At 76.3% G+C, this 22,780-nt stretch carries 16 protein-coding genes; 6 read left to right on the top strand and 10 right to left on the bottom strand.

Features of this window, described 5'->3' with window-relative positions; all coding sequences use genetic code 11:
* Positions 1–56 precede the first annotated feature (56 nt).
* A complete protein-coding gene (locus ACQP04_RS17715) occupies positions 57–1,172 on the top strand; it encodes an AbrB family transcriptional regulator (RefSeq protein WP_433508132.1) in 1,116 nt (371 codons plus the stop codon).
* On the opposite strand, the gene ACQP04_RS17710 is transcribed toward ACQP04_RS17715, so the two are convergent.
* On the bottom strand, positions 1,165–2,529 hold the full coding sequence (locus ACQP04_RS17710; protein ID WP_433508131.1) for an MFS transporter: 1,365 nt from the start codon (positions 2,527–2,529) through the stop codon (positions 1,165–1,167). The genes ACQP04_RS17715 and ACQP04_RS17710 overlap by 8 nt on opposite strands.
* A 100-nt stretch (positions 2,530–2,629) precedes the next feature.
* Positions 2,630–3,511: an ABC transporter substrate-binding protein gene (locus ACQP04_RS17705; protein ID WP_433508130.1), complete on the bottom strand. Its 882-nt coding sequence runs from the start codon at positions 3,509–3,511 to the stop codon at positions 2,630–2,632.
* 141 nt (positions 3,512–3,652) lie between these two features.
* Here ACQP04_RS17705 and pgm point away from each other — a divergent pair, with 141 nt between their 5' ends.
* Positions 3,653–5,284 carry a phosphoglucomutase (alpha-D-glucose-1,6-bisphosphate-dependent) gene (pgm, locus tag ACQP04_RS17700; protein WP_433508129.1) on the top strand — a complete coding sequence of 544 codons (1,632 nt, stop codon included), beginning with the start codon at positions 3,653–3,655 and terminating at the stop codon, positions 5,282–5,284.
* Positions 5,281–6,045 (top strand): polyphosphate--glucose phosphotransferase, encoded by a 765-nt coding sequence (ppgK, locus tag ACQP04_RS17695; protein ID WP_433508128.1) that lies wholly within the window; start codon positions 5,281–5,283, stop codon positions 6,043–6,045. The genes pgm and ppgK overlap by 4 nt, the downstream gene beginning before the upstream one ends.
* Here ppgK and ACQP04_RS17690 read toward each other — a convergent pair.
* The 4 genes from ACQP04_RS17690 to ACQP04_RS17675 form a co-directional block, all read right to left on the bottom strand.
* On the bottom strand, positions 6,042–7,514 hold the full coding sequence (locus ACQP04_RS17690; RefSeq protein WP_433508127.1) for a mannitol dehydrogenase family protein: 1,473 nt from the start codon (positions 7,512–7,514) through the stop codon (positions 6,042–6,044). The genes ppgK and ACQP04_RS17690 overlap by 4 nt on opposite strands.
* Before the next feature lie 49 nt (positions 7,515–7,563).
* A complete protein-coding gene (locus ACQP04_RS17685) occupies positions 7,564–8,469 on the bottom strand; it encodes an aldose 1-epimerase family protein (RefSeq protein WP_433508385.1) in 906 nt (301 codons plus the stop codon).
* A 145-nt stretch (positions 8,470–8,614) separates the two neighbouring features.
* Positions 8,615–12,118 carry an AAA family ATPase gene (locus ACQP04_RS17680; protein ID WP_433508126.1) on the bottom strand — a complete coding sequence of 1,168 codons (3,504 nt, stop codon included), beginning with the start codon at positions 12,116–12,118 and terminating at the stop codon, positions 8,615–8,617.
* Between the two features lie 3 nt (positions 12,119–12,121).
* Positions 12,122–13,390, bottom strand: a complete 1,269-nt coding sequence (locus ACQP04_RS17675; RefSeq protein WP_433508125.1) for a metallophosphoesterase — start codon at positions 13,388–13,390, stop codon at positions 12,122–12,124.
* Between the two features lie 212 nt (positions 13,391–13,602).
* Between ACQP04_RS17675 and ACQP04_RS17670 the strand changes: the two genes are divergently transcribed.
* Both ACQP04_RS17670 and ACQP04_RS17665 read left to right on the top strand, forming a co-directional pair.
* Positions 13,603–13,884: a hypothetical protein gene (locus ACQP04_RS17670; protein ID WP_433508124.1), complete on the top strand. Its 282-nt coding sequence runs from the start codon at positions 13,603–13,605 to the stop codon at positions 13,882–13,884.
* Positions 13,885–14,085: 201 nt separating this feature from the next.
* Complete coding sequence (locus ACQP04_RS17665) at positions 14,086–14,739, top strand: RNA polymerase sigma factor (protein WP_433508123.1); 654 nt, start codon at positions 14,086–14,088, stop codon at positions 14,737–14,739.
* A 17-nt stretch (positions 14,740–14,756) separates the two neighbouring features.
* Here the strand turns inward: ACQP04_RS17665 and ACQP04_RS17660 are convergent, their stop codons facing one another.
* From ACQP04_RS17660 to nhaA, 3 genes are all read right to left on the bottom strand, one after another.
* A complete protein-coding gene (locus ACQP04_RS17660) occupies positions 14,757–17,831 on the bottom strand; it encodes a helix-turn-helix transcriptional regulator (protein ID WP_433508122.1) in 3,075 nt (1,024 codons plus the stop codon).
* Positions 17,832–18,050: 219 nt separating this feature from the next.
* A complete protein-coding gene (locus ACQP04_RS17655; protein WP_433508121.1) occupies positions 18,051–19,268 on the bottom strand; it encodes an MFS transporter in 1,218 nt (405 codons plus the stop codon).
* A 118-nt stretch (positions 19,269–19,386) separates the two neighbouring features.
* The gene (nhaA, locus tag ACQP04_RS17650) at positions 19,387–20,664 is read right to left on the bottom strand and encodes a Na+/H+ antiporter NhaA (protein ID WP_433508120.1); all 1,278 of its coding nucleotides are present in this window, start codon (positions 20,662–20,664) and stop codon (positions 19,387–19,389) included.
* Positions 20,665–20,813: 149 nt separating this feature from the next.
* Here nhaA and ACQP04_RS17645 point away from each other — a divergent pair, with 149 nt between their 5' ends.
* On the top strand, positions 20,814–22,037 hold the full coding sequence (locus tag ACQP04_RS17645; protein WP_433508119.1) for an ROK family transcriptional regulator: 1,224 nt from the start codon (positions 20,814–20,816) through the stop codon (positions 22,035–22,037).
* Here the strand turns inward: ACQP04_RS17645 and ACQP04_RS17640 are convergent.
* On the bottom strand, positions 22,021–22,737 hold the full coding sequence (locus tag ACQP04_RS17640; RefSeq protein WP_433508118.1) for a GNAT family N-acetyltransferase: 717 nt from the start codon (positions 22,735–22,737) through the stop codon (positions 22,021–22,023). The two genes, ACQP04_RS17645 and ACQP04_RS17640, sit on opposite strands and share 17 nt — an antisense overlap.
* Between the last annotated feature and the right edge of the window lie 43 nt (positions 22,738–22,780).

Below are 22,780 nucleotides of genomic sequence, written 5' to 3'. Positions count from 1 at the left end.
TGCCACTCGGCTCCCCCCTCGCGCGACGGCTCGTTGCGCCGTGACAGGGTCGATGCGTGACGGAGGAGCGGGCCGGGAGCGCACGCGGGGCCCGGTCCTTCCCCCCGTGGGGCCGGTGGGCGTTGCTGGTCGCGCTCACGGTCGTCCTGACCGTCCTGTTGCAGGGCTTCGGCGTCCCCTCCCCCGCGCTCTTCGCCGGCCTCGCCGTGGCCACGGTCCTCGCCCTGATCGGGATCGGGCCGGCCCGCGTCGCCCGCCCCGCGACGTCGGCCGCCCAGGCGGTGATCGGTGTGGTCATCGGGGTGCTCGCACGACCGGAGACGCTGTCCGCGGTGGCCGCCAGCTGGTTGCCCGTCCTGCTGGTCAGCCTGGGGACGCTCGCGGTGAGCATGGCCGCCGGCCTGCTGCTGGGTGTCCAGCGCGGCGTCTCACCGCTGACCGGGATGCTCGCGCTGACCGCGGGCGGCGCCTCGGGCCTCGTGGCCGTGACCCGCGAGCTGGGCGGCGACGAGCGGATCGTCTCGGTGATCCAGTACCTGCGCGTGGGGATGGTCACGGCGACCATGCCGATCGTGGCGACGGCGGTGTTCGGCGCCGGGCACGTCGGCGTCGGCGGCACGGGGCCGACCACCGGGCCCTGGTACCTCGGCGTCGCGCTCGTCGCGGTGTGCGCGCTGGTCGGGGTGCCGGTGGCCAACCGTCTGCACGTGCCCGCGGGCGCCCTGCTGGGGCCGATGGTGATCGCCCTGGCGCTCAGCCTCACCGGCCTGACCTTCGACGCCTCGCCGCCCACACTGCTCGTGGACCTCGCCTACGCCGTGATCGGCTGGCAGGCCGGGCTGCGCTTCACCCGCCCCGCGCTGCGCACGGTCCTGCGGATCCTCCCGCTGGCCACGGCCCTGATCCTCGTGATCGTCGCCGCCTGCGCGGGGCTCGGCCTCGTCCTGTCCGCCGCGACGGGCGCGACCCGGCTCGACGGCTACCTGGCCACCACCCCCGGTGGCATCTACGCCGTGCTGGCCACCGCGATCTCGTCGGGCGGGGACGTGACCTTCGTCGTGGCCGTCCAGGTGCTCCGGGTGATCTTCATGCTGCTGGTCGCGCCGTTCCTGGCCCGGCTCGTGGGCCGCCGCTGGGGTGGGGGTCAGGTGGAGGCCGGCGGCTCTAGGTGAGGTCGGCCAGGCTCCGGCCCGTGGTGCGCGGGCCGAGCACGGCCACGTCGACGGCCACGATCACCATCGCCACCGCGATCGCGACGAACACGGCCGTGGGGCCCGCCGAGTCGAGCAGCGGGACCAGCACGAACGGCATCACTGCGGTGGCCAGCCGGGACAGCGAGTAGGCACTGCCGGCGCCGGTGGCGCGCAGCGTCGTGGGGAAGAGCTCGCCCGAGTAGACGTGGAAGCCGTTCGAGAACAGGTTGCTGACGACGGTGTAGGCGAACCCGAGCACGACGATCAGCACCGGGTTCGCCGCGTACCCGAAGCCGAGCCCGAGGACGATCATCCCGATCGCGGCGCCGACGATCAGCGTCTTGCGCTGCACCCGCTCCATCAGCGGGATCGAGAGCGCCGAGCCGATCGGGTAGCCGAGGAAGCTGAGCGCGGTGAAGGTCAGCCCCTGGACGACGTCGTAGCCCTTGGCCGCCAGTACCAGCGGGACGAGCGTGCCGAAGCCGTAGTAGCCGAACGTCTGGAAGAGCTGGAAGATCCACAGCATCACGGTGCGCCGTCGCCAGGGCTTGCGGAACAGCGCGCGGACCGGCTCGCGCTTCGCCGGAGCGATCTCCGGGCCGGGCTCCGGCTCCTCGAGAGTGCCGCCCTCGGCCCGCGCCGCGTCCTCGAAGACGCGGACCGCGGCGTCGGCCTCCTCGTTGCGGCCCATCGACGCCAGCCAGCGCGGCGACTCGGGCAGCCCGCGGCGCATCAGCCAGCACAGCAGGGCGCCGAGCCCGCCGATCACGAACATCCAGCGCCAGCCCTCGAGCCCGAGGAAGCTGTGCGGGGCGATCACGCGGGCGAGCAGGCCCGCCACCGGCACGCCGCAGAAGCCGACCGTGTACGCCCAGGCGATCATCCGGCCCCGGACGCGCGCGGGCAGCAGGTCGGAGAGGTAGGCGTCGCACAGCGGCAGCTCCGCCCCGATCCCGATGCCGGCGAGGAACCGGCACACGATCAGCATCTCGACGTTCGGGCTGAAGGCGCCCAGCACCGAGAACACCGAGTAGATGCCGAGGGTGAGGAAGAAGGCGCGGCGGCGACCCACGCGGTCGGCGAGCCGGGTCAGCGTGATCGCGCCGACGAAGGCGCCGACGAACACCGAGGCGAGCACCAGCTTCTGCGCGGTGCCGGCGACCCCGAACTCCTTGCCCAGGACGGTCGCGAGCGTGCCCGCGAGGAACACCTCGTAGAGATCGAAGAAGATCCCGATCCCGACCGCCACCAGTGCGAACCGGTGCCGCCGGGTCACCGGCAGCCGGTCCAGCCGGGCGTGGATCGCCGCCACCGTCGTGCCCGCCGAGGTCGTCATCGACCCTCACCTCCCCCGGCATCGTCGGGTCGCCCCGGACCTTCCGCACAACGGACCGCCCGCTTCGCCGGATTGATCCGGCTCACCGGGGCGGACGTCGTCAGCGCCGGCTGATCCGCCCGGGCGGCGGCGCGGGCACGGCGTCGGGATGCAGCGCCCAGGCCAGCGCCTCCACGCCGTCGACGATCCCGGGCCCGGCCTGCACCACGTACGCGGCCGAGTCGATCGCGACGAGCGGGACCCCGGGGAGCCGCGCGGCGACCGCCCCGGCCTGGCGTTCGGCCTCGGCGAGCCCGAACCCGCACGGGGCGACGACGGCGACGCCCGGCTCCAGCGCCGCGAGCTCGGCCCACGGCGCGGCCACGCTCCGGCCGCCCGCGATCGCGGCGAGCGGCTCCCCACCGGCCCGCCGGACGAGGTCGGGGACCCAGTGGCCCGGGACGTACGGCGGGTCGGTCCACTCCAGCATCAGGACCCGCGGGACCGGGCGGCCTGCGACGGCCTCCGCGACGGCCGCCAGCCGCCTCCGCAGGTCGCCGACCAGGCGTTCCCCCGCCTCGGCGGCGTCCGCGGCGCGGGCGACCGCGAGGATCGCCGCCAGCACCTCGTCGAGCGTGTGCGGGTCGACGGACACCACGGCGGCATCGGTGCCGATCTCCGCCAGCGCCTCCTCGACCGACCCGGACGGCAACGCGCAGACCCGGCAGAGGTCCTGGGTGAGGATCAGGTCAGGGCGGGCGGCCGCGAGCGCGGCGCGGTCGAGCTCGTACATCGGCAGCCCGGCCGCGGCGCGGTCGGCGACCCAGGTGTCGATCTCCTTCGGCTCCAGCCCCGGCGGGATCGCGGTGTCGACCACCACCGGCACGCGCTCGGGGGCGCCGGGCGGGACGCCGCACTCGAAGGTGCGGGCCACGAGCGCGCCGCCGAGGCCCAGCGCCCCGACGATCTCCGTGGCCGCGGGCAGCAGGGAGGCGATCCGCATGCGGCGGAGGGTAACCCCGGCGGCCCGGGCGCAGAGTCATCCTGCGGACGCGTCCGGATGACCGGGCGGCGCGGATGCGGCAGGCTACAGGCGGCACCCGCGCCGGTCACCGCCCGGCGCCGCACGGAAGCGGAGGACGACATGGCCATCCACCCGCGGGCCGGCACCCGGGCCCGCCCCGAGGACCTCGTCGACGTGCCGGCCCTGCTGGCCGCGTACGCCGACCGGCACCCCGACCCGTCGGTCGCGGAGCAGCGGGTCGCGTTCGGCACCTCAGGGCACCGCGGGTCGGCCTTCTCGGCCACGTTCAACGACGACCACATCGCGGCGACCAGCCAGGCGATCTGCGAGTACCGGGCGCAGCAGGGCACGGACGGGCCGCTGTTCCTCGGCAAGGACACGCACGCGTTGTCCGACCCGGCCTGGGTGACCGCGGTCGAGGTGTTCGCGGCCAACGGGGTGCAGGTGCTCGTCGACTCCCGCGACGGCTGGACGCCGACCCCGGCCGTCTCGCACGCGATCCTGACCTACAACGAGGGCCGGCACAACGGGCTGGCCGACGGGGTCGTGGTCACGCCGTCGCACAACCCGCCCGCGGACGGCGGCTTCAAGTACAACCCGCCGGACGGCGGCCCGGCCGGCACCGCGGCCACGGGCTGGATCGCCGGCCGCGCCAACGAGCTGCTCGAGGCGAAGCTGCAGGGTGTGCAGCGGGTGCCCCTCGACCGGGCCGAGCGCGGGACCTACGACTTCCTCGACGCCTACGTGAGCGACCTGGAGTCCGTCGTCGACCTCGACGCGATCCGGAGCGCGGGCGTGGTGCTGGCGGCCGATCCGCTCGGGGGCGCCGCGGTGCACTACTGGGGCGCGATCGCCGACCGCTACAAGCTGGACCTCACGGTGGTGAACCCGGACGTCGACCCGGCCTTCGGGTTCATGACGCTGGACTGGGACGGCAAGATCCGGATGGACTGCTCGTCGCCGTACGCGATGGCGTCCCTGGTCGGCCGCAAGGACGAGTTCACCATCGCCACCGGCAACGACGCCGACTCCGACCGGCACGGCATCGTCACCCGCGACGCGGGGCTGATGAACCCGAACCACTACCTCGCCGTCGCCATCGGCTACCTCTACGCGCACCGGTCCGGCTGGCCCGGCGGCGCGGCCGTCGGGAAGACGGCGGTGAGCTCGTCCATGATCGACCGGGTGGCCGCGGACCTCGGCCGGGAGCTGCTCGAGGTGCCCGTCGGGTTCAAGTGGTTCGTGCCGGGCCTGCAGGACGGCAGCATCGCCTTCGGCGGCGAGGAGAGCGCCGGGGCGTCGTTCCTGCGGACGGACGGCCGCCCGTGGTCGACCGACAAGGACGGCATCATCATGTGCCTCCTGGCCAGCGAGATCACGGCGGTGACCGGGCAGACGCCGTCGCAGCGCTACGCCGAGCTGACCTCCCGGTTCGGCGACCCCGCCTACGCCCGCACCGACGTGGCCTGCTCCCGGGAGGACAAGGCCAAGCTGGGCAAGCTGTCCGCCGACGACGTCTCCGCGACGGAGCTGGCGGGCGAGCCGATCACGGCGCGGCTCACCACCGCGCCCGGCAACGGCGAGCCGCTCGGCGGGCTCAAGGTCGTGACGGAGAACGGGTGGTTCGCCGCCCGTCCCTCCGGAACCGAGGACGTCTACAAGGTCTACGCGGAGAGCTTCCGGGGTTCCGAGCACCTGGCCCGGATCCAGGAGGAGGCGCAGCAGGTCGTGAGGGGAGCGCTGGGCGGATGACGAAGAAGAGGCACCACGGCCACCACCACGGCTTGGGCATCGACATCGGCGGGTCGGGGATCAAGGGCGCGCCGGTCGACCTCGACAAGGGCAAGTTCGCCGACGAGCGGCTGCGGATCCCGACCCCGCAGCCCTCGACCCCCGAGGCGGTCGCCGAGGTCGTCGGGCAGATCCTCGACCACTTCGAGTGGGACGGGCCCTTCGGCTGCACGTTCCCGGCCGTGGTCCAGCACGGGATCACGCAGACCGCGGCCAACGTCGACCCCTCCTGGATCGGCTGCGACGCCCAGGGCCTGATGCGGGCGAAGACCGGCCGCAAGGCGCTCGTGGTCAACGACGCCGACGCCGCCGGGATCGCCGAGGTCGAGTACGGGGCCGCGAAGGGACACCGCGGCGCCGTGCTCGTCTCCACCCTGGGTACGGGTATCGGGTCGGCGCTGGTCCTGGGCGGGCACCTGTTCCCCAACACCGAGCTCGGGCACCTGGAGATCGACGGGCACGACGCCGAGAAGCGGGCCGCCGACTCCGCCCGGGAGCGCGAGGACCTCTCCTGGGAGGAGTGGGGCGGGCGGCTGACCCGCTACTTCCAGCACGTGGAGAACCTGCTCTGGCCGGACCTCATCGTGGTCGGCGGCGGGGTGAGCAAGAAGTTCTCCCGCTGGCAGCCCTACGTGGAGACGCGCACGCCGATGGTCCCGGCCCAGCTGCTCAACGACGCCGGGATCATCGGGGCCGCGCTGCTGGCGCACCAGGAGCACTAGCGCTCGACGAGCTTCTCCACCGTGGCGCGGGCGCCGTCGCGGTGCAGGGAGTCGAGGGCCCACAGGTAGGCCTCGCGGAAGCGCTCGTCGTCCGCGAGGTCGCCGAACACCGCGGTGTTGCGGATGAACGCCTCCGGGTTCTCACGCTGGGTGCGGGCCAGCGGGACCAGGGTGTCGGCGAGCCGGTCCTGGACGTCGATCGGCGAGCCCTTCTCGTCGACGCCCTCGGCGTAGCGCGCCCAGCTGGCCACGACCGCGGTCGCGCGCTCGATCTCCCCGCCGTTCTCCAGCTGGTGGCGGATCACCGGGAGCACCCAGAGCGAGATGCGGTCCGAGCTGCCGAAGTTGATCCGCGCCAGGGTGTCGGCGACCCCGGGGTTGGCGAAGCGCTCGATCAGGGTGGTCTTGTAGGCGTCGAGATCCACGCCGGGCACCTCGGACAGCGTCGGCGTGCCCTCGCGGTCCATGTAGGCGCGCAGGAACCGCGCGAACAGCGGGTCGCCGGCGACCTCGTGCACGTAGGTGTAGCCGGAGAGGAAGCCGAAGTAGCCCAGCGCCTGGTGGCTGGCGTTGAGCAGGCGCAGCTTCATCAGCTCGTAGGGCACGACGTCCTCGACGAGCTGCACCCCGACGTCCTCGAACGGCGGGCGGCCCGCCGAGAAGTGGTCCTCGAGCACCCACTGCGTGAACGGCTCGCAGACGACCGGCCAGCCGTCCGTCAGGCCGAACTCGTCCTCGAGGCGCTTCGTGTCCTCCGCGCTGGTGGCCGGGGTGATCCGGTCGACCATGGAGTTGGGGAAGCCGACGTTCGTCTCGACCCAGTCGCCGAGCTCCGGGTCCTTCAGCCGGGCGAACGCGGCGAAGGTGCGGGCGGCGGTGTCGCCGTTGCCCTGGATGTTGTCGCAGCTCATGATCGTGAAGGCGGGCAGCCCGCGCTCCCGGCGGCGGGCCAGCGCCTCGGTGACCAGGCCGAACACCGTGGTGGGCTCGGCGCCCGGCTGCAGGTCGGCGCGGATCTCCGGGGTGTCCTCGGCGAACTCGCCGGTGACCTGGTCGATGTTGTAGCCGCCCTCGGTGATCGTGAGTGAGACGATCCGGGTGCTCTCCGCGGCCATCTTCTCGACCACGGCCTCCGGCGAGTCCGGCGCGAACAGGTACTCGACGATCGAGCCGATCACGCGCGGGGCGAGCGAGCCGTCCGGCTGCTTGACGACGAGCGTGTACAGGCCCTCCTGCCCGGTGAGCACCTCCTGCATGCGCCGGTCCCCCGGCAGCACGCCGACCCCGCAGATGCCCCAGTCGAGCGCCTCGCCCTGGTTCATCAGGGAGTCGACGTACATCGCCTGGTGAGCGCGGTGGAACCCGCCGACGCCGAAGTGGACGATGCCCACGGTGACCGCGGACCGGTCGTAGCCCGGGACGTCCACCCCGTCGATCTCCGGCAACCTGCCCCCGGCCAGAGTGTGCATCCGTGCCCCCTCGTCCGCGTCGTCGGCGACCCGGACCGACCCTAGCCGCTCAGGCCGTGACCGGCCGGATCCCCCAGCGGGCCGTCCACTCCTCGCCGGGGGCGAGCACGGCGAGGTCGGTGCCGGAGTTCAGCGCGTCGGGCGGGCAGGTCATCGGCTCGACGGCGACGCCGCGGCCGTGCCCGGGCATGTCCGGCGGGGTGAAGACCTGCACCCAGCGGAACACCTGCTCGGCCCACAGCTCGGCGCCCCGTCCGTCCGGCGCGACGAGGCGGTGCCGGACGAGGTCGTCGCCGTCCGCAGGCGCACAGTCGCCGAAGGCGGAGTCCAGCTCGACGCCCTTGAGGGGCGCACCCGCGCGCAGCGGCGCGTCGGCGGCGAGCGGCTCGAGCGGGCCGCTGGGCAGCTGGTCGGCGAGCGGCAGCGCGGCGCGGGCGGCGAGGGTGAGGGTGCAGTCGTCCGTCGGGGTGTCGCCGACGCGCAGGTAGGGGTGGAAGCCCAGGCCGAACGGGACGGCGTCCGACCCGAGGTTGGTGGCGGTGGTGGTGACGGTGAGGCCCTGCTCGTCGACGGCGTAGGTGACCGCGACGCGGACCGGCTGCGGCCAGCCGTTCTGCGGCGGCGCGACGGCCTCGAGGGTGATCGCCGCGTCGGTGCGGTCCGTGGGGCGCCAGAACGCGTACCGCAGCAGGCCGTGGATGGCGTTGCCGGCGTCGGGCTCGGTGAGGGCGAGCTGCTGTGCCTTCCCCTGCCAGGTCCAGCGGCCGCCGGCGACCCGGTTGGGCCAGGGCGCCAGCAGCGACCCCGACCCGCGCGGCGGGCGGACGCCCTCGGGCTGGGGCTCGGTGTAGTCGACGCCGGCCACGGAGAAGGAGCGCAGGCCCGCCCCGACCTCGTTCACCGCCGCCCGCGCCTCGCCGGACGCGATCGTGAAGTGCTCGCCGCTCGGATCCATCACGGACGCCATCCTGCCGGGTCCGGGGTGGATCCCGGGCCCCGGCACGCGCGGATCCGCTCGCGGCGCGGCCGGGGCACGGGCGGGATCGGGCGGGGTGGGATCAGGCGGGTGGGATCAGGCGGGTGGGATCAGGCGGGTGGGATCAGGCGGGGTGGGCGAGCGGGAGCGCGACGGCGGCGGGCGGGCCCAGCTCGATGACCGTCACGCCCTCCGCGAGGTTCTCGGTGGCCCGCCGGGCGAGGGCCGCCAGGTGCTCGTGGTGGCTGAACAGCAGCACCTGCCAGTCCGCGGCCAGCTCGGCGAGCACGGCGAGGGCGGCGGCTGCGCGGGCGTCGTCGAAGGTCATGAGGACGTCATCGAGCACGACCGGGACGGCGGGCAGGCCGGCGGCCCGCCGCTCGGCCTGCAGCTGCCGGATACCGGCGAGCCGGAGGGCGAGGAAGACCTGGTCGGCGGTGCCCTCGGAGAGCTGGTCCGGGGCGAGCTCCTCCCCGTCCGCCCGGGCGGCGACGAGCGTGCGGGCCTCGCCGCCCGCCGGCCGCAGCCCGGCGAAGCGCCCGCCGGTGAGCCGCCCGAGCAGCCGGCCCGCCTCGTCGAGCAGCGGGGACGAGTGCCGTCGCTCGTAGCTCTCCAGCTCGCGGCGCAGGGTCTCGCGCTGCAGGTGCACGATCACGTACCGCTCGGCGGCCTCCGCGGCCCGGGCGAGGTGCCCCTGCGCCTCGGCGTGCAGCACGGCGGCGCCGTCGGCGCCCTCGAGCACACGCCGGCGGTCCCGCAGCCCGCCGAGCTGTTCCAGCAGCTCCTCGTGCTCGCGCGCGAGCTCCGCCGCCGCGGTGCGGGCGCGGTGCAACTCGTCGGCGAGGGCGCTCTCCTCGACGGTCTCGGAGGCCGCGACCAGCTCGTCGGCGTCGAGGTCGGGGGCCGCGGTGCGCAGCAGGGCCAGCGCCGTGGCCTCCTCCTCGCGGATCCGGACGGCCTCGCGGCCCCGCTCGGCGGCGGCGTCGAGGCCGCCCTCCTCGGGCGCGGCGGTGAGCCACAGCTCCACGGCCAGCCGGTCGAGCCGCTGCCGGGCCGCCGACGCCTCCCGGCGGACGCGGCGCGCCTCCGCCTCGGCCTGCTCGGCGGCGGCGTCGACGTGCCGGGCCGACACCGCGGCCTCGGCGGCCTGCCGGACCCGGTCGACCAGCTCCGGCAGCGCGACGGCCGGGGGCAGGGCCCGGCCGAGGTGCCGCCCGGCGAGGGCGGTCACGGCCTTCTCGTGGGCCGAGACGCGGGCCGCGAGCCGCTTCGCCTCCGCGGCGAGGGCGCGACCGTCGGCCTCCGCGTGCACCGCCTCGGCCAGGACCTCCTGCCGGACGCGCCAGCTCGCGGGCCCGGCGTCGGCGGGTCCGCCCGCCGCGCGCAGGGCGTGCCGCCACCGCAGGGACGCCTGGTCGAGGTCGTGGCGCCGGGCGTCGCTCTCGGCGGCGGCGCGCTCGGCGTCGGCCCGCAGCCGGTGCAGGACTGTGCGCCGGTCCCGCGCGGCGTCGGCCTCCGCCTCGAGGTCCTCGGCGGCGCGGAGCAGCGCGTCGAGATCGGCGCCGGGGCGCGCGCGGCCGGCCGCCTCCAGCGCCGCGGCGAGCGTGGCGGCCTGGGCAGCCTCGTCGGCGGCGAGGTCGGCAGCCCGCACGGCGGCATGGTCGCGCTCGGCGAGGGCCTGGCGGGCGGCGAGCAGGCCGCGGCGCACGGTGTCGGCCTCGTCCGGGTGCGGGGCGGGGCAGGGGCCCCACAGGGCGATCCAGTGCTCGCGGGCCTGGGCGCGGGCGGTCGCCGCGGCCTGCGCGGCGCTGTCCGCGGCCGCGTGCTCCTCCTCGGCAGCGGTGACGTCCGCCCGGGCGCGGGTCAGCTCGGCCATCCGGTCCGCGGTGGTGATCATGCCGTCGGCCAGCGCGTCGGCCTCGCGGACCGCGCGCTCGACGGCGAGCGACGCCCGCGCGAGCCCGGCCGGGTCCGTCCCCGCGGGATCGCGGACGGCGGCCAGCAGGGCGTCGACCGCGGTGTCGCGCTCGCGGCGCGCGGCGGCCAGGGCCTCGGGGTCGGCGGGGGCGCCGGCGGCGACCAGGGCGTCGAGGGCGGCGCGCGCCGCGTCCCGGCGGCGGCCGGCGCGGTGGACCTCGCGGCGGGCCTGCCCGTCCGCCTCCGCGGCCTGCCGCAGCGCGGTCCGGTGCGCGGCGATCCGTGCCGCGGCCGGCGGCTCGGGAACGGGCGGGAGCGGGTCGGCGCCCAGCCCGGTGCCTTCGAGGGAGCTCCGGGCGCGGAGCGTGGCGTCGGCGGCCTCCCGCAGCGCGGCCCGGCGCAGGGCGCAGGCGGAGCCGTCGGCCAGGACCGAGCGGCGCGCCTCGGCCACCCGCGCGACCGCGGACGAGTCGGGGCCGGCCGCGCCGTCGGCGGCCTCCCGGGCGGTGCGGCGGGCCTCGCGGTGCTGCTCGGCGGCCCGGTCCGCGGCGGCGGCCACCCGATCGACCTCGGCCGCCAGCGCCTCGAGATCGGCCGCGCGGTCCGCGGGGACGGTGAGCGCCTCGAGCCGGCGGCGCACCGCCCGTGGCTCGACGCCCGGCTCGATCCGCTCGAGCAGCTCCTCGGCACGGCGGGACCGGTCCGCCGCCTCGGCCCGCAGCGTGCCCAGCCGCTCGGCCTCGGCCTGCCGGGCCTCCCGCTCGCCCGCGAGCCGGTGGATCTGCTCGGCGTCGGCCGTGACCGCCTCGTCGACCCGGATCTCGCCCCGCTCCGCCCGCAGCCCGCGCAGCCGGTCCTCGAGCTCGGCGAGCGTGTCCTCGGCCCGGTCCCGGGCCTGCCGGGCGGTGTCGAACTCGGCGAGCCGGGTGGCGTCGAGCACCACCCCGGAGGCCGCGAGGGCCGCCAGGTCCGCCCGCAGCCGCGCCACGTCGCGCGCCGCGGGGTACGCGCGCACCCGCTGCTGCGCCTCGGCCCCGGCCCGCGCCGCGCTCTCCCGGTCCCGGGCCAGCGCCGTCGCCCGGCGCTCGAGGCGGCCGATCTCCTCGGCCAGGGCCGCCACGTCCCCCGCGCGGGACATCTGCTCGGCCGCCGCGGCGTCGGCGTGCTCGTAGGCGGACAGCGCCCGGCGGAGCTCGACCTTCTGCGCGTTGCGGTGCTCCTTGTAGAGGCGGTCCGCCTCCTCGTCGAGCTCCGCCAGGATCGCCCGCACGTCCCGCCCGCTGCGCGCGGTGAACACCAGCTCGGCCAGCTCCCCGCCGCCGTCGCAGAGCCGGGCGCCGCCCTCGCGCAGCGCCTCGTGCCCGAGCCCGAAGCTCTGCTGCCAGGTGCGGCGGGACTGCGCGCCGCCGGGGCCCCAGGGCGCCTCCAGCGGCTCCTCCCCCGGCCCGAACAGCCCGCGGGTGGTGCGGCGGACGGCCAGCTCCCCGCCGGGCAACGCGACCTCGGCCGCGATCGCGAGCCGCGCCGGTGAGGCGGCGTAGGCGTGCCGGACCGGGCGCGGGAAGCCCCAGAGCAGGTCGGACACGGCGTCGAGCAGCGTCGACTTGCCCGCCTCGTTGGGCCCCGTGACCAGCGTGAGCCCACGGCCGAGCGCGAGCACGCGGCCCTCGTGGGTGCCGTAGCGCTCGAGGGTGAGCCCGGTGATCCGCACCCGTCAGGCCGCCGATCCCCGCGCGGGGTCCGAGCCGGCCAGCCGCGCCCGCAGCTCCTCCTCCGCCCGGCGGGCCAGCTCGGCCAGCCCGGCCGGGTCCCGCAGGTCCAGCCCCGCCCCGCGCAGCCGACGCCCGGCCTCGCGCTCCAGGACGGCGACGAGCTCGCCGGCCCGCTCCGGCTCCGCCACCAGCCGCGACGCCGCCGCGGCGACCGCGCCCGCGAGCTCCTCGTCGACGGCGGCCACGGCCTCCGGGGACGCGTCCTCCGCCCGGGGGCTGCGGGTGCGGTTGCGCACCATCTCGACGACCGCCCCGGACTTCTCGGCCACGACGTCGATCTCCGCGCGCAGCCACTCCGCGTCGAGCAGGGCGGGGGCCGCCGGGGTGGGCCCGTCGAGGGTCACCCGGGCCGCGACCGGCCGGGAGCCCGCGGCCAGCCCGATCCCGCGCAGCTCGGCGTCGAGCGCCTCCAGCACCTCGTCCGCATCGGCGCAGGCGCTCGCGTCGAGCCGGACATGGGTCCAGCGGGCGACGTCGCACACCTCGTGCCGCAGCTCGGCCCGCGCGCCGGGCCCGACCTCGACGACGGTGGCGCCCTTCGCCCCGGGCTCGCGGGGGTGCCGGCCCTGCAGGTTCCCGCTGAACGCGGCGACGTGCTCCCCGTCGGTGACCACGCGGCGCTCGTGCACGTGCCCCAGGGCGAAGTACTCGTAGCGGCAGCGCGCGAGGTCCTCGGGGGTGCAGGGCGCGTAGGAGTCGTGCCCCTCCGCGCCCAGCACGGACGTGTGCAGCAGGCCCACGTTGACCAGGCCGGGAATCCGGTCGGGGTAGGCCGGCACCAGGTTCTCCAGCACCGCGCGGGTGGCGAAGCCCTGGCCGTGCACGGCCAGCCCCACGTCGTCGAGCACCACGGTCTCGGGACGGTCGGTGGCGAGCCGGTGCACGTTCGGCGGCAGGCGCAGCGAGCGCGTGATCTCGCTCTCCGCGTCGTGGTTGCCGTTGATGAGGAAGACGGGGATCCCCTCGTCGTGCAGCCGGGACATCTGCCGGACGAAGAAGGCGCCGGTGGCGTAGTCCCGCCAGTTCCCGTCGTAGACGTCCCCGGCGAGGAGCAGCGCGTCGGCCCGCTCGGCCACGGTGAGGTCGACGAGGTTCTCGCAGGCCCGGCGGGTGGCCCGGCGCAACGTGTCGGCCAGGTCGGAGTCCTCGAGCCGGGAGAGCCCCAGCAACGGGCTGTCGAGGTGCAGGTCGGCGGCGTGGACCAGGCGCACTCCCAGAACCTCCTGACGGGCGAACTACATGCGTGCGATTCGGCTGCGGCGAGCGTACAACCGCCCTCCGACAATCCCGGGACGTGCGCGACGCCACCCCGTGCGACCTGGGGAGTCAGGGTTTCGCGTGCCAGAATCGGGCAGTTCAGCGTCCGAACCAGCCTCGTCTCAGCGCCGACCCGGGGCCCCTGCCCCGAGCCCTGGGAGGCGAGTTGCAGTTCCACCTGTGCGAGCGGTGCTACGCGCCGATCGACGTCGCTCGCGAGCGCTACACCACCCTGGCCCACATCGACCGGGTGCTGCCCGACGGCAGCATCGGGTGGGTCCACTCCGCCCTGCACGCCGACGCGTGCGGCGAGCCCGCCCGGGACCGCTCGGCCGCCGAGCCGCCGGACACCGGTGAGTGGGACCCGTCCCGGCGGGGGCACTCCCCGGCCGCGGCGCAACACGCGGCCCGCCGGACGGAGCCGGCGGACGTGCGCACGCCTCGCTGACCTCGCGCGCCGGGGGTCCTCCCCCGGTCGACGCCCGCCGCACCCACGGGAGGTGGGGGTGGTCCCCCGCGGAAATAGGGGGGTCCCCGCGACCCTCCTAGGGGGTTGTCCAGACGCGCGGGAGGCCCTCCGGGCGGAAGTCTCTGAGGGGTCATCAGCGAGCCGGTGCCCCGGCCGCGCAGGACCCCCTCGGAGGCATCCATGCGCACGCCCGTCCCACCCCCGTCCGGCACCGGCGCGCCCGTTCCCACGGCGGCCGCCGACGCCGACCTGCTCGGCCGGCTCGCCGCCGGTGACCAGTCCGCCTGGCGCGAGGTCGTGACCCGGTACGAGCGCCTCGTCCGCTCCCGGGTCCGCGGCTTCCGGCTGCAGCCCGCCGACGCGGACGACGCCGTCGCCGCCACCTGGCTGCGGCTCGCCCAGAACGCCGACCGCATCAACGACGTCGAGCGGCTCCCGGGCTGGCTCTCGACCGTCGCCGGCCGCGAGTGCCTGCGGATCCTCGACCGGTCCGCGCACGCCGGGGTCCCGGTGGAGGACGCCGGGGTCACCGTCGCGGAGGCGACGCCCGGGCCCGAGCAGCGTGCGGTCGACGCCGACATCGCCCGCGAGCTGCGGGCGCTGGTCGCGGACCTGCCGCGCCGGCGCCGGCTGCTCATCGCCGCGCTCTTCGGCGAGGACACCTGGAGCTACGAGCGGATCAGCCGGGTCACCGGCATCCCCACGGGCTCCATCGGCCCCACCCGGGCCCGGGCGCTGGACCAGCTCCGCCGGCTCGCGGTCGAGCGGGGCCTGGGCGCCGCCCACCCGGTCGTGCGGGGGCTCGCCCCGGCCGCCGGCAGCGCCGCGGGCTGAGCGGGCGGTTCCCCGGCTCAGGAGCCGGGATGGGTCTCGCTGGGGGCGGCGCGCAGGTAGACCGCCCCCGCCTGCACCCGGCTGCGGACCCCGAGCTTGGCCAGCAGGTGCGTGACATGGATGCCCACCGTCTTCTCGCTGATGAACAGCCGCTGCGCGATCTCCCGGTTGGTGTGCCCGGCGGCGATCTCGGCCAGCACCTCCGTCTCCCGCGGGGTCAGCGACCCGAGCACGTCCCGGCGGGTCGGCGGCCGGGCGGCCGGGACCCGCGGACGGGCCGGCCGCGCGACCTCCAGCTCGTCCGGCACCTGCTCGGCCACCGCGGCCGGTTCGGGGTGGTAGCCGGTCCGCTCCGGTTCCGGGGGCAGGTCCGGGAGCCGGATCCGCGCCCGTCTGCCGAGGTCGCGCACCTCCTCGAGGAACGGCACGGCCCGCAGGTCCGCGGCGATGTCGTGCGCCTCGACCAGCGCGTCGGCGGCGGCCCTGCTGCGGGTGCGCCGGGCGAGCAGCGCCTCCGCGCGGCGCAACTGCCCGTAGGCCACGTTGTAGGGCTGGTCCCGGCGCCGCCACTGCGCGGCCACCTCGCCCCAGAGCTCGGGATCGGAGTCGCCGTCGGCGCGGGTCACCTCGGCGTCGCACATCTGCGCGAACACCCCGACGAGCCCCGCGACCATCGGCACCGCCCGCCGGGCCCGGTCGTGCAGCCCGGCCCCCGACTCGCGGAGCCGGTCCACGACCTCGTGGGCGGGCGGAGGCCGGTCCAACCGCACGGTCTCGGCGTGGGCCCGCAGCCCGTGCCAGATGAGGGGGGCCTCCAGCCAGACGTCGTCGTGCCCCTTCCCGACGACGTCGAGCCCGGCCACGGTGTGCCCCACGGCCCGTTCCGGCCGGCCGAGGAACATCTCCAGGCCGGCCCGGAGCGTGAGCATCGGGACGCGGTAGCGGGCGCCGACGGTGTCGTGGGCCAGCATCGCCACCGCGTCGAGGTCCTCGGCGGCCCCGCTCAGGTCGCCGCGCCCGACGCGCATCCGGCCGCGGGAGAGGCGGATGTCCAGCGCCTCGCTGCCGGACGGCCGGGCGCGGAAGGCCTGGTCGATCACCTCCACGGCCTCGTCCCAGCGTCCGCAGCGGAACTGGCCGTTGGCGGCGAGCGCGAGCAGCCGGACGCCGTGCGTGCGGCCGAGCCCCAGCTCGGTGAGCCGCTCGGCCCCGGCCAGGGCGAGGTCGATGCCCTCGGACAGCGCGTTGAGCGGCCCGGAGAGGAGCTCGGCCCGCCGGTGGTAGGCGCTGCCGAGCACCGCGGGCGACCCGCTCGCCTCGGCCACCCGCAGCCCCTCGGCCAGCGCGGCCGCGCCGGCCTGGGTGTCCTCCAGGTAGGCGAGGCTGAAGCCGAGCGTGACCAGCACGCGGGCCTGCTCGTCGGGCGTGCCCGCCTGCCGGGCCGCCGCGAGCGCCCGGGTGGCCTCGTCGCGGGCGTCGGCGAACCGGCCCGCGGCCTGCAGCGCCTCCGCGTGTCCGGCGAGCAGCGCGACGTGCGCCTCCCCGCCGAGCCGCAGCGCCTCCCGGTAGGCGCCCTCGGCCTCGACGCCGCGGCCCGCCGCGAGCAGGTAGTCGCCGAGCCGCGCGACGAGCGTGGCCCGGCGCGGGTCGGCGGGATCGGTGAGCCCGATCCGCTCCTGCAGCACGTTCACGGCGGCGTCGTGCTCACCGGCCAGGTGCGCGGCCTCGGCCGCACGTTCCAGGCTCACGGGCCGGTCCAGGCCCACCGAGGCGACGGGTTCGGACGCCGGCCGGGGTGGGACGGACCGGCCCGCCACGAGGTCGGCGACCCGCCGCCAGTGCCGGTAGGCGTCGGCGTAGCCGTGCACGCGCTCGGCCGCGCTCGCCGCGTCGGCGGCGGCGCTGAGGGCTCGCGCGTCGTCGCCCGCCCGGTCCCAGTGGTGGGCGAGCAGCGCGGCGACGGCCGACCGGTCGCCGCCGGCGGTCAGCTCGGCGAGCGCCGCGGCGTACCGGCGGTGCAGGTCCCGGCGCTCCGCCGGCAGCAGGTCGGCGGACACGACGTCGACGGCCAGCCCGTGCCGCAGCCGGTACCCGTCGTCGCCGCCCTCGGCGCCGGGCCCGTCGAGCACGACCGAGCCCTCCTCGACGACGTGCCGGACGGCGGTGAGCAGCCGGTCCGGCGGCAGTCCGGTGACCAGCTGCGCGACCTCGTGCGACACCGCGCCCTCGGCGACCGACAGCGCCCGGACGACGGTGCGGGCGTCCTCCGGGAGCGCCCGCACCCGGCCGAGCACGAGGTCGCGCAGGGTGCCCGAGACCGCCATGGGGTCGCGGTCGCGCAGGGCGCGGACCGTCTCCTCGGCGATGAACGCGTTGCCCCGGGAGCGCTGCCACACCAGCTCGACCGGGTCGTCGACGTCCGTCTCGGGCAGCGGCTCGCGCGCCACGAGCTCCGCGATCGCCGCGCGGTCGAGGGGTCCCAGAGGAATTCCGCGCACGCGCGGGTGCCGGCGCAGCCCGCCGAGGCCGAGCTCGTCGAGCCCGGGCGAGCCACCCCCCTCGCGATGCGTGACGACGACGAGCAGCCGGGCGTCCAGCATGATCGCCGTGAGGTAGGACAGCAGGTCCCGGGTGGCGCGGTCGGCCCACTGGACGTCCTCGACGACCAGCAGCACGGGCCGGTCGGCGGCGAGCCCGAGCAGAACCCGGCCGGCCGTGTCCAGGTGGTGCGGGACGGCCTGCACGGGCCCGCCCGGCGACGGCGGCAGCAGCCCCAGGGCCTCCAGCTCGCCCCGCCACGGCTCGACGACCGTGCGCCCGGCGGGCTCGCGGGCCAGCGCCCGCACGGCCAGGGTGAGCGGCAGGAGCGGCGGGCTCTCCCCCACGTCGACGGCGGCGCCGGCGAGCACGACGGCCCCGGACCGCTCGGCCCGGGCCACCAGCTCGGCGACCAGCCGCGACTTGCCGACGCCCGCCTCGCCGCAGACGAGCGCGACCCCCGGCGTGCCCGTGCGGGCCGCCTCGAACAGCTCGGCAAGGGACCGCAGCTCGTCCGTACGTCCGATCAAGGGCGGACGGGCCGGGGCGGTCACTCTGCGTACGGTATTCAGCCCGGGCCTCCTGGTCCAGCAGGTGGACCCGCCCGTGGCGCGGCCGGGTCGTGGGGACCCGACGGGCCGGGGCGGTCGCAGACACGGGACCCCCGGCCCGCTCCTGCGCCACCCCCTCGGCCCCGGCCCGGCGGCACCCTCCCCCACGCCACGAGAAGAGCGCGCCGGATCGCCGCCGGATACGCCCGTCCGGAAAAAGATTCAGGGGGTGCGGCCGGAGGCCGCCAGACCCGCCGTGAACAGCACGAGCACCGCGGCGAGAACCACGAGAAGGGGCCCGGACCAGGTGCCGGTCGCCTCGTGCACAGCGCCCACGACGGACGGCCCGGTCGCGGCGACGGTGTAGCCGCCGCCCTGGACCAGCGCGGACATCCGGCGGTTCTCGGTGAGGTCCCGCGCCCGCCGGACGACGAGGGAGAAGATCACGGTGATCCCGCCGCCCTGCGCGGCCCCGCCCAGCGCGCACCACACCGCCCAGCCCTCCGGGGCGAGCAGCAGGCCGAGCGGCAGCGCCGCCCACGCCGCGCAGACCACGCCCACGACGATCCGCGGCGAGGGGCACAGCCGCAGCAGCACGGGGACGCCGAAGGCGCCGACGATCGCCGCGATCTGGAAGATCGAGGAGCTCACGCCCGCCGCGGAGTCGCTCATCCCGAGCTCGTCGCCGAGCAGCAGCGGCAGCCAGGCCGTGACGCCGAAGTAGGCGAAGGCCTGCCCGGCGAACGCGATCGTGAGGCCCCAGACCACCGGGCGGCGCCACCACACGGGCCCGGCGACGGGTGCCTCGGCGGCCGCCGCGTCGGCCGGCCTGCCCGCGCCCAGCGATCGGGTCGCCCACCACCACACACCGGCCGCGACCAGCACCAGCACGCCCCAGGCCGCCAGGGCGAAGCGCCAGTCCGTGGCCCCCGCGATCGGCACGGTCAGCGAGAGGGTGATCATCGAGCCGATGTTCAGCGCGGCCGTGTACATGCCGAGCACGGCGCCCGCGTGCCGCGGCAGGTCCCGCCCGATGACCACCGGCACCGCCACGTTGCCGACGGTGATCGCCGCGCCGATCAGCAGCGTCCCGGCGACCGCGGCCGGCAGCCCGTCGAGGGAGCGCACGACCGTCCCGGCCAGCAGCACGCCCAGCGCGACGAGCACGCCGCGGCCGAGCCCGGTGCGCGCCAGCAGCGCCGACGCCAGCGGGGTGGCCAGCCCGAAGCACAGCACCGGGAGGCTGGTGAGCAGGCCGGCCGTGCCGGCGTCGATCCCCAGGTCCGCGCGGATCGCCTCGGTGACCGGTGAGACGGCGACGATCGGGCCGCGCAGGTTCAGCGCGAGCAGCAGGATCGCGGCGACGAGCAGGGCGGGGGCGACGGTCCGGGGCGGGGCTGCGGTGGGGGCGGGAGCGGCAGTTTCGTGCGTGGCGGTCACTGGTTTCATCCTTGCAGTGCGAAACCATGACGTCACGCGGTCGTGAGCGAGGGAACTGGCGAGAGTCCGTGCACGAGACGCAGGACACGACTTGCGCTGCTCTCCGCGCTGTAGCCGCTCAGTCCTCGCGGCGCTGGTAGACGTCCGGGATCCCGTCGGCGTCGGAGTCGACCGCCTCCTCCGCCTCCATCCGCCGGTAGCGGGCGTTGCGGATCCGCAGGATCACGCTCGCGACCAGCGCCGACAGCAGCGAGCCGGTGAGCACGCCGATCTTCACCTCGCCGTCGATCGCCGAGCCCGGACCGAAGGCCAGCTCGCCGATCAGCAGCGACACCGTGAACCCGATCCCGGCGAGCACCGAGAGGCCGAGCACGTCCCACCAGCTCAGGCCCTCCGCGAGCTGTGCCCGGGTGAACCGCTGGACCGCCCAGGTCGCGCCGAGCACGCCCACCGTCTTGCCCACGAACAAACCCAGGACCACCCCGAGGGTGACGGGGTGCAGGAAGGCGCCGGCGCCGGCGTCGACCACGGACACCCCGGCCGCGAAGAACGCGAAGATCGGCACGGCGACGCCCGCCGACAACGGCCGGAACCGGTGCTCGAAGTGCTCGGCCAGGCCCGGCCCGGGGCCCGTGGCGCGCCGCACCACCGGCACGGCGAACCCGAGCAGCACCCCGGCGACCGTGGCGTGCACCCCGGAGGCGTGCACCAGCCCCCAGGTGAGGGCGGCGAGCGGGAGCAGCAGCCACCAGGACCGGACCCGCCGCTGCACGAGCACCGTGAACAGCGCGAGCGGGACCAGCGCCAGCAGCAGCGGCAGCGGGTGCAGGTCGTCCGTGTAGAAGATCGCGATGATCGTGATGGCCAGCAGGTCGTCGACCACGGCGAGGGTGAGCAGGAAGGTGCGCAGGGCCGAGGGCAGGTGCGTGGAGATCACCGCGAGCACGGCCAGGGCGAACGCGATGTCGGTGGCGGTCGGGATGGCCCAGCCGACGGCCGTGCCCGCTCCCAGGTTCAGCGCGGTGAAGATCACGGCCGGCACGATCATGCCGCCGACGGCCGCGGCCACCGGCAGCGACGCCCGCCGGGGATCGCGCAGGTCCCCGGCCACGAACTCGCGCTTGAGCTCCAGCCCGGCCACGAAGAAGAAGATCGCCAGCAGCCCGTCCGACGCCCAGGCCGCGAGCGTCAGGTCCAGGTGGAGCGCAACCGGCCCGACCGTGATCGCGCCGAGCGCCGAGTAGGCCCCGCGCCACGGCGAGTTCGCCCAGATCAGCGCGACGACGGCCGCCCCGACGAGCAGCAGCCCGCCCACGGTCTCGGTGCGGAGGAGGTCGCCGATGCGGCGGGCCTCGGGCCAGGTGCCGCGGTCGAACAGGCGGGCGGGACGGCTCACGACGGTTGGCCTCTCGGTGGGCGGGCACGGCGGGACGGACGCCGACCAGACTTCCCGGCACACCGCGGACCACCCTACGGGACGCCTTGCGCACGCGAAAAGCGAAAATGTGGCATCTTCGGTATCGACGCAGGTGAGGAGGCCCCGTCATGACCGGTGCCGGCATCGGGTCCGCCCGTGGCCGCAGGCCCACGTCCGCCCCGGCCACCGCAGGAGAGATCTTCGCGCTCATCCGGCAGGGTGCCGTCGCCACCCGGACCGAGATCGGCCGGGCGACCGGGCTGTCCCGGACCGCCGTGGCCGCCCGGGTGGACCGGCTCCTCAAGGAGGGCCTGGTCACCGAGGTCCAGGGGGGTGCGGCGACGGGCGGCCGGCCCGCCGCCCGGCTCGCCTTCCACACCGCCGGGGGCACGGTGCTGGCCGCGTCCGTCGGCGTCAGCCGGACCTCGCTCGCCGTCTGCGACCTCGCCGGGACCGTGCTGGCCCAGGACTCGGTGCGGATGCGGGTGCGCAGCGGGCCCGAGGCCGTGCTGGAGGCGGTCGGCGACCGGCTCGCCCGGCTCGTCCAGGAGACCGGCAGCGACCCGGCCCAGGTGCGCGGCATCGGGCTGTCGATCCCCGGCACCGTCGACTGCGTCGCCGGGTGCAGCATCGGCGTCCCCGTGCTGCCGGGCTGGGCCGAGGTCAAGCTGCCGCCGCTGCTCACCGACCGGTTCCCGGTGCCGGTGCGGGTGGACAACGACGTGAACGTCATGGCCATCGCCGAGCAGCACGCGCACCCCGGCATCGACGACCTGCTGGTGGTGAAGGTCTCCACCGGGATCGGCGCCGCCGTGGTGAGCGGGGGCACCCTGCAGCGGGGCGCCCGGGGCTCGGCCGGCGAGATCGGCCACACCCAGATCTCCGACGGGCCGGGCACGCCGTGCCACTGCGGCAACGTCGACTGCCTGGAGATCCTCGCCAGCGGCAGCGCGCTCATCCGCGACCTCACCGCGCGCGGGCGCACCGTCGACACCGTGTCCGGGGTCGTCGACCTGGTGCGCAGCGGGGACGCCGAGGCCGTCCGGCTGGTCCGCACCGCCGGGCGGCGGATCGGCGAGGTGCTGGCCTCGGCCGTGAACCTGCTCAACCCGGCGGTGATCACCGTGGGTGGCGACCTCGTCGGCGCCTACGAGCCGCTGGTCGCGGGCATCCGGGAGTCGGTGTTCAAGCGGTCGGTCGCCACCGCCACGCAGACGCTGCGGGTGGAGCCGGGCGCACTGGCCGGGCGCAGCGGCGTGACCGGCTGCGCGATCCTCGTGCTGGACCAGGTGCTGTCCCCCTCGGCGGTCGACGACGTCCTGGCCCAGCACGACCTCACGCCGCCGGACTGACCGCCGGGGCCCGGTAGCCGATGAACTCCAGCTCGCGCGAAACCGTGAAGCCGAGGTGCTCGTAGAGCCGGATGGCAGTGGTGTTGGTCGCGGCGGCGTGGAGGAAGGGCAGCTCTCCCCGCTCGCGGATCACCGCGCCGACCGCGCGGACGAGCCGGGCGGCCAGCCCCTGCCCGCGCGCGGCGGGGTCGGTGCACACCGCGGAGATCTCGGTGCCGCCCGGTACCCGCATGCGCTCCCCCGCCATCGCGACCAGCGCGCCGTCCCGGCGGATGCCGAGATAGGTGCCGAGCTGGATCGTCCGCGGCAGGAACGGGCCGGGCTTCGTCCGGGCGACCAGGTCCAGCATGTCGGCCACGTCCGCGGGCCCGAGGCGCACGGCCTCCGGGTCCGGGGCGACCTCCAGCGCGTCGCCGGTCATCTGCACCCCGGGCAGGTCCATGCCGGTCTCCCAGCCCGCGGGCGCCTCGCGCCGCGGGCCGGCCAACACCGCGGACCCGCCGGGACCGCTCACCGCGGCGAGGTCCGCCCAGTCCTCCGGGGTGGGGTCCAGCGGCAGCCCGGCGAACGGGGTGACGTCCGGCCGGTAGCGGGCCGCGCGGCCGCGGAGGTCGGCGAACGCGCGGTGCGGCCCGGTGAGGGCGGCGAGGACGGGATTGCGGAGAGATCCGGTCGTGTCGTCGGGGGACGGGAGAGCCACGAGATCCATCCTGCCTCGCCCTCGGGGTATAGCGTTCCGACGG

It is taken from the genome of Pseudonocardia halophobica (assembly GCF_050948485.1).
GTDB classification, from domain to species: Bacteria; Actinomycetota; Actinomycetes; order Mycobacteriales; family Pseudonocardiaceae; genus Pseudonocardia; species Pseudonocardia halophobica.
Note: the sequence above shows the minus strand (reverse complement) of the source record. Positions and strands in the feature narration are given on the sequence as shown.

Excerpts from the sequence above, each read along its gene's own strand:
- ACQP04_RS17710 (WP_433508131.1), bottom strand. The coding sequence starts at position 2,529 with ATGACGACCTCGGCGGGCACGACGGTGGCGGCGATCCACGCCCGGCTG.
- ACQP04_RS17705 (WP_433508130.1), bottom strand. The coding sequence starts at position 3,511 with ATGCGGATCGCCTCCCTGCTGCCCGCGGCCACGGAGATCGTCGGGGCG.
- pgm (WP_433508129.1), top strand. The coding sequence starts at position 3,653 with ATGGCCATCCACCCGCGGGCCGGCACCCGGGCCCGCCCCGAGGACCTC.
- ppgK (WP_433508128.1), top strand. The coding sequence starts at position 5,281 with ATGACGAAGAAGAGGCACCACGGCCACCACCACGGCTTGGGCATCGAC.
- ACQP04_RS17690 (WP_433508127.1), bottom strand. The coding sequence starts at position 7,514 with ATGCACACTCTGGCCGGGGGCAGGTTGCCGGAGATCGACGGGGTGGAC.
- ACQP04_RS17685 (WP_433508385.1), bottom strand. The coding sequence starts at position 8,469 with ATGGATCCGAGCGGCGAGCACTTCACGATCGCGTCCGGCGAGGCGCGG.
- ACQP04_RS17665 (WP_433508123.1), top strand. The coding sequence starts at position 14,086 with ATGCGCACGCCCGTCCCACCCCCGTCCGGCACCGGCGCGCCCGTTCCC.
- ACQP04_RS17645 (WP_433508119.1), top strand. The coding sequence starts at position 20,814 with ATGACCGGTGCCGGCATCGGGTCCGCCCGTGGCCGCAGGCCCACGTCC.